Here is a 14,456-nt window from a genome sequence, read left to right on the forward strand (position 1 = left end):
GAAAACTTCAAACAATAGTAAAGCAAAGGAGTGAATGATATAGATTAGTTTGCACTTAAACAGCCACTTAAATCCGTTTTTTGTATTCAAAATAAAATAAAAAATGTTTATCTCATTTTTTGGTTATCCTGCTTATCCTTTTTCAATTTCACTCTTTTACATTCCATTGCTTTTTTGTAAGTTTGTGGATTGTACCATTAATTTTTCATTTAATTTTCAAAATGCTTCAAAACCAATCCTTAATTCCCGATATAAAAGCCATTATTCAGACTGCAAGAGATAAAGCAATTAGAGTAGTTGATAACGAACGAACTTTAATGTATTGGAATATTGGAAAACGTATTTTTGAAGAAGAACAACAAGGAAAAGATCGTGCAGATTATGGAACTTACCTAATAAAGTTTCTTTCAGAGCAATTATTACCCGAATATGGCACTGGTTTTTCAGTAAGGCAATTAGAACGTTACCGTCAGTTTTACCGAACTTTTCCAATTGCGACTACACTGTGGACGCAATTGAGTTGGAGTCAATACAAATTATTATTAGCGGTTGATAACCAAGATAAAAGAGAATTTTATGTTGCTGAAACGGTAAAAAATAATTGGACAGTTCGTCAATTAGAACGACAAATAAATAGTAGTTTGTACGAGCGACTTTTAATGAGTAGCGACAGAAAAGATGTTTTGGCAGTGGCTAGAAACGAAAAATTACCATCGGATGCAAGAGAGATTATAAAGGACCCAATGTTTTTAGAATTTTTAGATTTAAAACGGGAAGCTTCATATTACGAAAGAGATTTAGAAACTGCTATTATCACACACCTACAAGATTTTCTTTTAGAATTAGGAAATGGTTTTGCATTTGTAGCAAGGCAAAAACGAATTCATATTGAGGGCGATGACTTCTTCGTAGATTTAGTTTTTTACAACCGTTTGCTACAATGTTTTGTAATCATTGAAATAAAAACCGAAAAACTTACTCATCAAGATATTGGTCAGTTGCAAATGTACGTGAACTATTACGACAGAATTGAGAAAAGCGAAAACGAAAACCCAACTATCGGAATATTACTTTGTGCCAAGAAAAACGACGGTGTGGTTAAATTCTCGTTACCAGAAGACAATAAAAACATCATAGCAAGTCAATACCATTTATACCTACCAACTGAAAAACAATTACTGGAAGAAGTAAAAAAAGAGTTGGACAATTTCGAGGATATCGAAGAAAAGGAATAACACCAAAAACAGAGGTAAAATAATTAGATCAATGATGTTGTATGAATAGCTCACAAGTAGAAATAAATCTTAAAACCCTAATAAATGCATTCGATAAAGAAACCTTTATTTATGAATTATTAGTAGCTTATGGTATATCAAGAACAACAGTAACTAGACTAAAGAAAGGCGATTTTAACCTCTCAAAAGTTCCAGGCGAAGTATTGTATAAAAAGAAAGTTTTATTCAAAGAAGTCCTTTCAGATTCATTACTTACAACAATTGATGAAATTACCAAAAACGAAGAATCCTTAAAACACAACCCTCGTTTTGTTATTGTTACCGATTTTAAAACACTTCTAGCAAAAGACACAAGAACTGGTTTAACTTTAGATATTCCAATTCTTGAAATTGATAAGCACTTTCACTTCTTTTTACCTTGGGCTGGACAAGAAAAATACCAACAAAAAAATGATAATCACGCAGACAGAAAAGCCTCTTATGAAATGGCTAAACTGTATGATATTTTGGTTCACGAAAACCCAACTATTTATGACGATGGCGGACATAATTTAAACATATTTTTATCCAGAATTCTATTTTGTTTTTTTGCCGAAGACACAAATATATTTCCTGTCGAGGGAATGTTTACCGATACACTGGCACAGCATACCAATCCAAACGGAAACGATGTTGATTCATTTTTAGACCGATTATTTTTAAAATTAAATACGGAGTTTGATAATGATGCACCTGCGTTTCTTAAAGAATTTCCGTATGTAAATGGTGGTCTGTTTAATGATACTATTAAATCGCCTAAATTTTCTTCAAAAGCTAGGAAAATAATTTTAGAATGTGGCGAATTAAACTGGAGTGAAATTAACCCAGATATTTTTGGTTCGATGATTCAGGCAGTTGTAAATCCTGAATACCGTAGCGGTTTAGGAATGCACTATACTTCGGTACCCAATATTATGAAAGTAATTGAACCTTTGTTTCTAAACGAATTAAACGAAGAGTTCGAAAAAAGTAAAGACAGTCCAGCAAAACTCAAAAAACTGTTACACCGATTATCCAGAATAAAAATATTTGATCCTGCTTGTGGTAGTGGTAATTTCTTGATTATATCTTACAAAGAATTAAGACGTTTAGAAATTAAAATTCTACAACAAATACACGAACTAGAATCGCAGGTTTCAATTGTTTTTACACAAATTAAACTGTCTCAATTTTATGGAATAGAGTTAGACGATTTTGCTCACGAAATGGCAATTTTATCACTTTGGTTAGCCGAACATCAAATGAATAAAGTATTTATTGCTGATTTACACGATTATGGTGATGCGGAAAATTTATTACCATTAAAAAGTGGAGGAAATATTATACAGGGTAATGCAACAAGAATAGATTGGGAAAAAGCTTGTCCAAAAGCTAAAAATAATGAAATTTATATTTTAGGGAATCCACCATATTTGGGTTACAGCCGTCAAGATATAGAGCAAAAAAAAGATATGGAAATTGTCTTTTCAGAAATTAGAGATTATAAAAAATTAGATTACATAAGTTGTTGGTTTGTTAAGGCATCAAATTTTATTAGCAAAACAAATTATAAATTTTCATTTGTAACAACCAACTCAATTACACAAGGCGAACAAGTAGCATTACTTTGGCCTTTTATATTTTCAAAAGAATTAGAAATAGGATTTGCACACACATCGTTCAAATGGACAAACAATGCCAAAGGTAATGCTGGGGTTTCAGTAGTTATTATTGGATTGCAAAATAAACTTAATCAAGATAAATATTTGTTTTATAATGGATTAACGAAAAAAGTAGGGAATATTAATGCGTATTTAATAGAAGGTTCAAATATCATTGTTAGTCAATTAATGAATCCAATTTCAGAATTACCTACTATGATAAAAGGAAGTTCGCCAGGTGATGATGGGAATCTTTTATTGGATGAAGATGAAAAAAATAAAATTATTTCTGACAATCCAAGTTTCATTAATTTTATTAAAAAATATATTGGTGCTCGAGAATTTATGAATAATTTTTATAGATATTGTATTTTAGTTGAAAATGAAGATTTAGGTATTGTCAAAAACTATGCGCCCATTACTGATAGATTTGAAAGAGTAAAAAAATTTAGATTAGAAAGTAAAAAAGAATCAACAAGGAAAAAAGCATTGAATCCAAATAAATTTGATGAAATGAAATACAAAATGACCGACTCAATCTTAATTCCTCAAACTGGGTCAGAAAGAAGGGAATACATACCAGTTGGTTTTTTTGATAATAGTTATGTAATTTCAAATGCAGCAAGAGTTATTTATGATGCTGAGCCTTGGTTATTTGGACTTTTATCTTCTAAAATGCACATTGTTTGGGTTAAAGCAGTTTCAGGAAGATTAAAAACGGATATGCAATATTCTAATACACTTTGTTACAATACGTTTCCATTTCCAGAAATTACAATCAAGCAAAAGGAAATTATCAATTTACACGTTTTTGCAATTTTAGAGGAAAGAGAGAAATATACCGAAAAAACAATGTCACACTTATACGATCCAGATAAAATGCCAAAAGGACTAAAAGAAGTCCATCACGAATTGGATTTAGCAATTGAACGATGTTATAGGTTAAAACCGTTTGAAAGTGATGTAGAAAGATTAGAATTTCTTTTTAATGAATATGAAAAAATGACATTAAAAAAGGATTTGTTTTCTCCCGAGAAAACCAAAAAAATAAAAATCAAGTAATATGCCAGATATAGTTCACGTTTCATACAACCAAACAGGTAAAAGTAAAAGCACTAATGCGTTTGGTATGCGAGAAATGCAGGAACGTGCTTTTGAAGCTCGTTCAGCACAACATTTACTCATAAAAGCACCACCAGCATCAGGAAAATCGAGAGCGTTAATGTTTATTGGGTTAGATAAATTAATGAATCAAGGTTTAAAAAAAGTAATTGTTGCAGTTCCCGAAAAATCCATTGGTAGTTCGTTTAACAAAACTGAACTTTCAAAATATGGTTTCTTTGCAGATTGGGAACCAAACCCAATATACAATCTTTGCACACCTGGAGGCGAAAAAAGTAAAGTAGGTGCTTTTAAAAAATTCCTTGAAAGTGATGAAAAAATTCTAATATGTACACACGCAACGCTTCGTTTTGCTTGTGATGGTATTGATGAAAAAGTTTTTAACGAAACAGTACTGGCAATAGATGAGTTTCACCACGTTTCTGTAGATGGAGAAAACAGACTAGGCGAGGTTTTACGAAACATTATGTCTAAATCATCAGCACATATTGTGGCAATGACAGGCTCATATTTTCGTGGAGATAGTGTCCCAATTTTATTACCGGAACTAGAAGAAAAATTTACAAGAGTTAAATATGATTATTACGAACAGTTAAATGGTTATGAATATTTAAAAACATTAGGTATTGGTTATCATTTTTATCAAGGACGATATACATCGGCAATTGATGAAATTTTAGACGAAAGCAAAAAAACAATCATACATATTCCTAGTGTTAATGCTGGAGAATCTACCAAAGACAAATACGAAGAGGTAAATAGAATTATTGATAGTTTGGGAGAATTAGAGTATCAAGATACCGAAACTGGTATTTTGTATGTTCGTAGTAGAAAAACAGAAAAATTATTAAAAGTTGCCGATTTAGTAAACGATAATCAAAAAGAACGAGATAAAATACAAGGGTTTTTACGCACTATTACTGGCCCAGATGATATAGATATTATCATAGCGTTAGGTATGGCAAAAGAAGGCTTTGACTGGCCTTATTGCCAGCACGCATTAACCATTGGTTACAGAGGTTCATTAACCGAAATTATTCAAATTATTGGTCGTTGTACGAGAGATAGTAACAATAAATCACACGCTCAATTTACAAATCTAATAGCTCAACCTGATGCAGAAGATGGAGAAGTAAAATTATCGGTTAATAATATGCTAAAAGCTATAACTGCTTCATTATTGATGGAACAAGTATTAGCACCAAATTTTAAATTCAAACCTAAATTTCCTGATGAAGATGATGACGATTCAGAAGATGACGAAAATACCATCAGAATAAATGGATTTAAAACCCCAACTTCAAATCGTGTAAAAGACATTATAGAATCAGACATTACTGACCTTAAAGCGACTATTTTACAAGACGATAGAATGTTAAAAGCAATGCCAGGGAATGTTGATCCCGAAGTAATAAATAAAGTATTAATTCCAAAAATAATTAGAGAAACATATCCTGATTTAACAGATGAACAAGTAGAAGAAGTTCGTCAGTATGTGGTGGTAGATTCTGTAATAAAAAATGCAAATATTGAAACGCAAGGCGACAAGCGTTTTATTCGTATGGCAGATAGTTTTGTTAATATTGATGATATAGATATTGACTTGATAGATACAATTAATCCGTTTCAAAAAGCATTCGAAATACTTTCTAAATCAGTTACAGCATCTGTTTTTAAAGCAATACAAGAAACCATTGATGCGGGTAGAATACAAATGACCGAAGAAGAAGCCATAATTCTATGGCCAAAAGTAAAAAACTGGGTAGCAAGAACAAACGAACACCCAAGCATACAATCATTCGACCCACAAGAAAGAAGATTAGCAGAAGCAATACTATTTTTAAAAGAGCAAAAGCGTAAAGCAAAAGCAAATGAGTAAGAAGCAAACATTAAAAGATATTTTTGATGATGATGATTTTGGAATTTTAGATTCTAAAGAAAAAGTATCAGGCATTAAAACAGAGGACGAGCGACTTATCGAATCGTTCCAAGAAATCAATGCTTTTTTTGAAAAGAATAAAAGAGAACCTTTGGCTAATAATGTTACTGAATTTAAGTTGTTATCAAGATTAAAAAGTTTAAGAGCTGATAATAAAAAAACAGAATTATTAAAAGATTATGACCAGTTTAATCTTTTGAGCAATAAAACAGTTGAAATAAATTCTGTGAACGATATTTTAGCCGATGATGATTTAGGGATTCTCGATATGGATGATTCATTAGATATTTTCAAATTAAAAAACGTTACGAGTTCTAAAGACCGTGAAGAAGCAGATTTTGTAGCAAGAAGAAAAAAATGTGAAGATTTTGATAAGTATGAGCATTTATTTATTCAAGTTCAAAATGAATTAAAATCGGGTAAAAGAAAATTAGGAGAATTTGAAAATGCAGAGAAAAATCTTGAGGAAAATAAATTTTATGTATTAGATGGTATTTTGCTATATCTTAAAGAAGCTGATATTGAAAATAAAGAAAGAAAAATTCCGTCAGGTAATAGAGTTAGAAAAGATGGTAGAACAAGGATAATTTTTGAAAACGGTACAGAAAGTAATATGTTGTATCGCTCATTAGCTAAAGCACTATATAACAATGGAAAAATTGTAACAGATAGCGATAAATCAATAGAAAATGAATTATTCAAAAATGCCAATATTGTAAATGAAGCCGATGTAGAAACGGGTTGGATTTATATTCTAAAATCAAAATCAACTAATAGTGATATTGCTGGTATTGAAAACTTACATAAAATAGGATTTTCAAAAATTGATGTAAAAGAAAGAATAAAAAATGCTAACAAAGAAGCTACTTATCTGATGTCAGAAGTGCATTTAATTTCAACAATTCAATGTTACAATGTCAATCCTCAAAAATTTGAGCAATTATTACATCGTTTCTTTGGAGCAGTTTGTTTAAATATTGACATACACGATACTAAAGGAAGACGATTAACACCACGAGAATGGTTTGTTGTGCCATTACCAATAATCAATGAAGCTATTGATTTAATACTTTCAGAGGCTATTGTAAATTATAGATATGATTCAGAAAATAAGATGATAATCCCAAAATAAGATTCCTAATAATATAGAAATTAATTAATAAATAATTTAAGGAATGGTGTTAAGTAAAAAGTCTTTAGAAAAATTAAGGGAGTTGATAAACGAAGAAACGGAATATCGTTCTGGTTCAAATTTAGTAGGTTTCTTTAATCAATTAGGCTATAAAGAATTTTACGGGCAAGGTTTTCCGTCAAGGTGGAAATATACTGATGATAAATTAGAAGAAATAAATGGTACGCCAGAGTTAGACAAGTGTATTAAAATGGTTTTTGCTCCTGTAAATTTTATTGGAAATTATGATGTGTTAGATAAACATATCAATTCTTTTAATGATTATCTAGCTTTCGATGATTGGAAAGTGATTAGAAACGGAAAAGATATTTCTTTTAGCAAGGCTGATAAAATAAATTTTGACGTTAAAAAGGAAGTAAATGAAGAAGATTTCATTAATCAAGAGTTTGATGAAGTATCGATTTATGAATTAAATCTTGACGGAATAATAAGTGATATATTAAACTCAAGAATTCAAGAGATAAAAGCAAATATTAAGGGAAATGCTCCTTTGTCGGCAATTGTAATTATAGGAAGTTCATTAGAGGGGATATTATTAGGATTTGCATCTAAAAATCCAAAAGATTTCAATCAGACAAATGTGGCTCCAAAAGATAAAGAAGGTAAAGTAAAATCTTTCCACGAATGGTCATTAAGTAATTTTATTGATGCTGCTAATGAAATGGGGCTTTTAAAAGAAGATGTGAAAAAGTTTAGCCATACAGTAAGAGATTTTAGAAATTACATTCATCCGTATGAACAAATTAGTAAAAATTTTAACCCAGATATTCATACTGCAAAATTATGTTGGAATGTATTAAAAGTAGCTATGATACAGTTGTCAAAAAAATAAGTACGGACTAATTAATGTTGAAAATTAAAAAAAGTTATATGTTAAATCAATCATTTTCTTTTGAAAATTTTAAGATTATTCACGAGATAGAAAATCGTAAAGGAAATTATTATAAAGATTTCTATTCAGATGAATATCAAGATGCTTCTACACTTCTTAAAGCGAAAAGAAGAGATTTTAAACTAGAAAAAAAGAAAATAGTTAGAGATGAAGCCGCTTATATTTTAGCTTTTGAACAAAAAAAAGAGTTTGAAGATTTAAAGGAAAATTATTTAGAAAATGACTTAAATAAATTCTCAAATGAAGTCAATAAAAGTGATTTTAATTTTAAGCTAACACCTTTTGTCCCGGAATCTAGTTCTAAAACAATTTATACCACTAGCAAAGATGCAGTATCATTCTTTGCTATGAAACAATTGCAGTATAATATTTTTAGAACTTTCAAAGTAAAACAAGCAAACAGATATCAGATAGTAAAACAGGTTAAAATTTTGCTTCAAGATAAATTTCCAAAATTTATTATTAGAACTGATATCAAATCATTTTATGAAAATGTTCCGCAATACGAGTTGTTAAAACTAATAGAAAACAATTCTTTATTAAGTCCGAAATCAGTCTCATTAATTAAAAACTTACTCTATAACTATAATATTTTAACAAATCAATTAGAGGTAAAAGAAAAACTCAGAAAGGGTATTCCGAGAGGTATTGGTGTTAGTCCATTCTTGGCAGAGTTATATATGAGAAAGATTGATGAAGAAATCAGAAATATTGAAAGTGTTTCTTTTTATGGAAGATATGTTGATGACATTATTATTTTCTTTACACCAAAATCCAAACATTCCTCAAATAATTATTTAGATAAAGTAAAAAAAATAATTGAAGACAAAGGACTAAATATAAATGATGATATTATTCCGGGTAAAGACCCTAAGACTCAAGAAGTCGATTTGTTGAATAACAATACAACCACTAAAGATATTAGCCTTTTAGGATATAAATTTAAAATAGTTAATTCTGAATTTAAGGAAGTTGAGTTATCTGAAAATAAAAAAATAAAATATAAAGAACGGATAACAAAATCAATTGATAAATACCTGAATGAATATCCACACAATAGCATAGAGGCTAGAAAGTTGTTAATTCATAGATTTAATTATTTAACAAAAAATTCAAAACTTCACCAACCAAAGAAAGGGTTGATAGGTGTTTATTATTCCAATAGTTTACTTGAAAATGACTGCGTTAGTTTGAGTAGGTTAGATCAAATGCTTCATACAGTAGTTGATACTAAATTACCAATTTTGGGATTTCCAAATTTAAATAAAAGATTAAAAAAATTTAGTTTTTTAAAAGGCTTTAATGAAAAGAGTTTTTATAACATCAATGGAAAAAAGAAAAACATTCCCGATTTGCGTTCGGCAAAATATAAAACGGCAAAAGTATTAATGAATAATTTCGAAAGAATTGTTGAAGCCTGGAAATGATGAAAAAAAAGAAAATTAAAAAAAGTTTAAAATACTCTAAAAACAGAGTAGTGCTTTCAGATACGTTACCTTATGAAACACCATTAACCTTTTCAAACAGACATTTTTATAATTTTTTGGATCAATATGAAGTTGATTTTATAAAAGAAGGGAGTGAAAAATTTTCATTTGCAAAACAAGATAATGTTAAAAAAGGAGCAGTTATAGAACAGTTTATGAAAATTTTGTTTGATTTGTCAAATGGAAGTGTAAATAATGTAATTACTATTGATAGGGATTCGAAAAAATCAGAAAATCGAAAAATTCCATTTGTTTATAGAATAACTCATAAAGAAAAAGATTATAGAGAATTAGCTATTCCACACCCTAAAAGCCAAGTTGAATTAGTTACATTCTATGAAAAATACAAAGAACTGATATTATATTATTCTAAAGAAAGTAAATTTTCTATTCGCAAACCATTTTCTGTTGCCAAATTCGTTTTTAATAATGACAAACTTAACAAGAAAAACGCAGGAGATGAAAACGATTTTATTGAAAGTGATGGTAAAGAATATGAGAACTTAAAAAACTTTTTTACATACAAGAAGTATTCTAATATTTATCAATTTTATGAAGATTATCATTACCATCGTTCGGAGAAAAAATATGATAAAATGTTCAAATTTGATATTGCTAAATGCTTTGATAGCATTTACACACATTCAATAAGTTGGGCTATTTTTAACAAAGAAATTGTAAAAGATAATATTTCAGTTTCAAATCAAACTTTTCCCGGACAATTTGATAATTTTATGCAAAGTGTTAATTACGGGGAAACTAACGGGATTATTATTGGTCCGGAATTTTCACGAATATTTGCGGAGTTAATACTGCAACAAATTGACAAATCTGTAGAAACTGATTTACGTAAAGATGATAAATTGTTTTATAAAACAGATTATGAAGTTTACAGATATGTAGATGATTTCTTTGTGTTTTATAATGATGACAACACTAAAGACAAAATCCTTTCACGATACAAACTCAATCTGAAGGAATATAAAATGTCAATTAGCGAATCTAAAACCCATTATTATAATAAACCGCTAATTACAGAGCTTACCATTGCCAAAGAAAAAATGGGTGATTTATTTAGCAAAAAAATTAAATTCTCAATTGAGGATTATACTGAAGATGATGGTGTCTTAAAAAAATTAAACTTTGAATGTGATTCAAATCATTTGATTACTAGATTTAAAATCTTGGTAAAAGAATCTAAGGTTGAATATAAGGACATAATGAATTATACATTGGCAATCATCAATAAGAGGGTTGAAAGAAGTATAAATAAATTTGAAAATTACTATTCTGGCTTGGTAAATCTAAAAAGCAAGAGGGAATTAACAGAGGAGCAGTTAAAGAAAATGGTAAAGCAGGAAAAAGCATTTACTGACTTCATAATAGAAATATTAGATTTCACTTTTTTTCTATATACGGTTGCTCCAAGAGTTAATTCAACCATTAAACTTTCAAATATATTATCGGCTGTAATGCTTTATTATAAGGGAAAATATAAGTTTAATGCTGGGAATCCTCTAAGTCCGAAAGAATACAAACTTTTTTCAAGGTTTGATGAACAAAATTCCAATAGAGAATTAATATTCAAGAAAATATCTGATGAAATTAATTTAATACTGTTGAATAATAAATCGGAAAAACATATTCAAATTGAAACCTTATACCTATTTATAATTTTACGTGAATTAGGTAAAAATTATAAATTAACACAAACAGATTTATTAGCATATTTTAAGTTAAAAAGAAATGAAAGTACAAATTCTTTTGAATTTGACTTTGAACCAAACTATTTTGTAATTACTGTCTTGTTGTTTTACATAAGAAATACACACGGTTTTGAAGAAGTTAAAAAGGCAATTAAAACTGCTATTATAAATAAGATTAAAAATGTTGATGAAGATAAAAGAAAGAAATCGGCAGAGTTAGTTTTACTTTTTTTTGATATACTGGTTTGCCCATTCGTTGACAATAAATTTAAGAGATATATAATGGATTTATTCAATATTCCAGTACTTTTACACTTTGATATACTTAATTTTAAAAAAGAAAAAAAGTATTGGTTTACAAAATGGGATAATTTTAATTTATCAAAAGAATTAACAGCAAAAAAATCGTTACAAGTTTACGACTAAAATATAAAGTTTTGCAACCAGTCAAACCGAATGCGGATTTAAGTTTGAAAATTAAATATTGGAATTTTAATTATTTGGCTTTTTGTCGAGTATGATAAGTTTTTTTATTTGAAGGATAATTTTTAACCGCCACACACAAGCAAAACAATTACACTTTAAAAGGTGATCTAATTTGGAATGGACTTGTCTGTTTTAATGAAGAATTAAAGGTAGTCTGACTGGGCTGCCTTTTTTATTTGAATCGATATGAAAAGGTTTAATTTATAATCTAATTAATAGTAATCCAACCACAATGAAACTACTAACAAAATCTCGTTTCAAAATAGCGCTAGAATGTTCTAATAAACTTTTTTTTACTTCCAAAAAAGAATATGCAAATAATAAAAATGAAGACCCTTTTTTGAAAGCATTAGCAAATGGTGGCTTCCAAGTAGAAGAATTAGCAAGACTTCATTATCCAAACGGTATTTTCATAAACACAGAAAACTATGAATATGAAAAAGCAGCTCAACTAACACAAGAAGCGTTGCAGAATGACAATGTGGTAATTTATGAGGCTGCTTTTCAATTTGATGGGCTTTTTATAAGAACAGATATTATTGTTAAAAACGGGAATACTATTAAGCTAATTGAAGTAAAAGCCAAGTCTTTTAATCCAAACGAAGAAAATAATTTTATAGGTACTCGTGGTGGTTTAGTCAGTTCGTGGAAGCCTTACTTATTTGATTTGGCTTTTCAAAAATATGTGGCTCAAAAAACGTTTCCTCAATTCAAGTTTGATGCCTATTTGTTAATGGCAGATAAAACTAAGAAAGCAAGTATTGATGGTTTAAATCAATTATTCCGAATTCCAAATAATGGCAATCCAAGAACAGATATTATAAAAAAAGTGCATTCTCTTAAAGAAATTGGTAATTCAGTATTGTCAGAAGTAAATGTTGATACTATCGTAAATGATATTATCGATGACAAATACAAGTATTACGAAAACCTCAATTTTGAAGAAGCTATTGTAACTTTCAAGAAAGCCTATCAAGAAGACAAATATCTAAATTGGCCAACACAATTCAGTGCTTGTAAAAATTGTGAATTTAAAGCAACTCTCGAACAAGAAGAAGAGGGATTGCTTTCAGGTTTTAAACTTTGCTTTACCAAACAATTAAATTGGTCATCTTCGGATTTTAATAAACCAAATGCCCTGCAAATATGGAACTTCAGAAGAAAAAACGTTATGGAAGAAAACCGTATGTTAATGGAACAATTGACTGTAGAAGATTTTAATATTAAAGCCGAAGCAGACAGAATAGCTCCATCCGAAAGACAATGGATTCAAGTAGAAAAAGCGGTAAATAACGATAATTCAATTTATGTAGAAAAGGAAGCGTTAAAACAGGAAATGAATAAATGGATTTTTCCTCTACATTTTATAGACTTTGAAACAAGTACAGTAGCCTTACCTTTTACTGCTGGTCGCAAACCTTATGAGCAAGTAGCATTCCAGTTTTCACATCATAAATACAATGAAGATGGAACTATACAACACCAAAGCCAATATATTAATAATACAGCAGGTGAATTTCCTAATTTTATTTTTGCTAGAGCTTTACAAGCAGCTATTGGAAATGATGACGGCACAGTTTTCAAATTTGCAACCCACGAAAATACTATTATCAATGCTATAATTACTCAATTGGAAGAAAGTGATGAAGCAGACAAAGAAAAAATAATTACTTTCCTGAAAACAATCTCTAAATCTACCAAAAACCAAGTAAAACAATGGGAAGGTCATAGAAATATGGTTGATTTATGTAAAGTGGTCAAAGACTATTATTACAATCCATATACAAATGGATCCAACTCCATCAAGGCAGTTTTACCAGCAAGTTTAAACTCAAGTGAATTCTTAAAAAAGAAGTATAGTCAACCAATTGGTAATATATTGTTGAGCAGTAAAAACTTTCCAACAAATCATATTTGGTTACAAATGGATAGAGATAAAGTAATTAATCCATACAAAACACTACCTCTATTATTTGACAATTGGAGTGAAACAGAACTGGAAGATAATATTTCCGATATAGAAAATATTGCAGATGGTGGAGCGGCATTAACAGCTTATGCAAAATTGCAATACGTTGATATGACAGCCAAAGAAAGAAATGAAATCACGCTAGGACTATTAAAATATTGTGAATTAGATACTCTAGCAATGGTTATGATTTATGAACATTTTAAATATGATATAATTGAAAAATAAAACATATATTTTCTTTTGTAATGTTCGAGTTTTTTGGTAACAATAAATTTTAATTATCTCATTCAGCTGCACAAAAACTGTCTTTAGTCCAAGTATTCCTAAAGCCAGTTCTTTGTTTGCTTCATTTCACTAATTACATTTATAATAGCGAGAATATCTTTTTTCGTTCGATGGTAAAAAGGACGTTTTACATTTCAATTGCCCCTCCTTGCCAACGCTCCAAAAGTTTTTGTATGCCCTAGAAAGTTTTCGGTTCAAAAGAGAAAATACGTCAAAGGCAACAAAAACTTTCCCCAAGCTGTGTTACATAATTGAGTATTATAGTTCATCACAAAGCGTTAATATTGTTTTTTTGGTTTTTGCAATGAAGCTATAATATCATTTATGTAAAACAGCCGCTCCACCCACCGCACTTGTGGTTTTGCTCCAGGGCAACATTTTGAGCAAATCCCATCGCATCACCCATTTGCTCAAAAAACCGTCCTTCACAAACCACTAATACTGCTCCTAAGGAAGTTTTA

At 29.5% G+C, this 14,456-nt stretch carries 8 protein-coding genes; all 8 read left to right on the forward strand.

What is annotated here, in order from left to right; genetic code table 11:
• The first annotated feature begins 221 nt into the window (after window positions 1-221).
• Window positions 222-1,235, forward strand: coding sequence for a YhcG family protein (locus tag ACHZC3_RS03905; protein WP_394758574.1), 1,014 nt, complete (start codon window positions 222-224; stop codon window positions 1,233-1,235).
• Window positions 1,236-1,276: 41 nt separating this feature from the next.
• On the forward strand, window positions 1,277-3,976 hold the full coding sequence (locus ACHZC3_RS03910) for a class I SAM-dependent DNA methyltransferase (protein ID WP_394758575.1): 2,700 nt from the start codon (window positions 1,277-1,279) through the stop codon (window positions 3,974-3,976).
• A gap of 1 nt (window position 3,977) precedes the next feature.
• Window positions 3,978-5,915: a DEAD/DEAH box helicase gene (locus tag ACHZC3_RS03915; protein WP_394758576.1), complete on the forward strand. Its 1,938-nt coding sequence runs from the start codon at window positions 3,978-3,980 to the stop codon at window positions 5,913-5,915.
• On the forward strand, window positions 5,908-7,107 hold the full coding sequence (locus ACHZC3_RS03920; RefSeq protein WP_394758577.1) for a GIY-YIG nuclease family protein: 1,200 nt from the start codon (window positions 5,908-5,910) through the stop codon (window positions 7,105-7,107). Before ACHZC3_RS03915 ends, ACHZC3_RS03920 begins: the two co-directional genes overlap by 8 nt.
• An 82-nt stretch (window positions 7,108-7,189) precedes the next feature.
• Complete coding sequence (locus ACHZC3_RS03925; RefSeq protein ID WP_394758578.1) at window positions 7,190-7,999, forward strand: hypothetical protein; 810 nt, start codon at window positions 7,190-7,192, stop codon at window positions 7,997-7,999.
• 38 nt (window positions 8,000-8,037) lie between these two features.
• Window positions 8,038-9,486 (forward strand): antiviral reverse transcriptase Drt3a, encoded by a 1,449-nt coding sequence (drt3a, locus tag ACHZC3_RS03930; RefSeq protein WP_394758579.1) that lies wholly within the window; start codon window positions 8,038-8,040, stop codon window positions 9,484-9,486.
• On the forward strand, window positions 9,486-11,678 hold the full coding sequence (gene drt3b, locus ACHZC3_RS03935) for an antiviral reverse transcriptase Drt3b (RefSeq protein WP_394758580.1): 2,193 nt from the start codon (window positions 9,486-9,488) through the stop codon (window positions 11,676-11,678). The genes drt3a and drt3b overlap by 1 nt, the downstream gene beginning before the upstream one ends.
• A 292-nt stretch (window positions 11,679-11,970) precedes the next feature.
• The gene (locus ACHZC3_RS03940) at window positions 11,971-13,935 is read left to right on the forward strand and encodes a DUF2779 domain-containing protein (protein ID WP_394758581.1); all 1,965 of its coding nucleotides are present in this window, start codon (window positions 11,971-11,973) and stop codon (window positions 13,933-13,935) included.
• The last annotated feature ends 521 nt before the right edge of the window (window positions 13,936-14,456 follow it).

Origin of the sequence: Flavobacterium sp. (assembly GCF_043720215.1) — a bacterium.
Lineage (GTDB): Bacteria > Bacteroidota > Bacteroidia > Flavobacteriales > Flavobacteriaceae > Flavobacterium.

What these genes read in the sequence shown, in the direction of transcription:
- ACHZC3_RS03905 (WP_394758574.1), top strand. Translation starts at nt 222, where the DNA reads ATGCTTCAAAACCAATCCTTAATTCCCGATATAAAAGCCATTATTCAG.
- ACHZC3_RS03910 (WP_394758575.1), top strand. Translation starts at nt 1,277, where the DNA reads ATGAATAGCTCACAAGTAGAAATAAATCTTAAAACCCTAATAAATGCA.
- ACHZC3_RS03915 (WP_394758576.1), top strand. Translation starts at nt 3,978, where the DNA reads ATGCCAGATATAGTTCACGTTTCATACAACCAAACAGGTAAAAGTAAA.
- ACHZC3_RS03920 (WP_394758577.1), top strand. Translation starts at nt 5,908, where the DNA reads ATGAGTAAGAAGCAAACATTAAAAGATATTTTTGATGATGATGATTTT.
- drt3a (WP_394758579.1), top strand. Translation starts at nt 8,038, where the DNA reads ATGTTAAATCAATCATTTTCTTTTGAAAATTTTAAGATTATTCACGAG.
- drt3b (WP_394758580.1), top strand. Translation starts at nt 9,486, where the DNA reads ATGAAAAAAAAGAAAATTAAAAAAAGTTTAAAATACTCTAAAAACAGA.
- ACHZC3_RS03940 (WP_394758581.1), top strand. Translation starts at nt 11,971, where the DNA reads ATGAAACTACTAACAAAATCTCGTTTCAAAATAGCGCTAGAATGTTCT.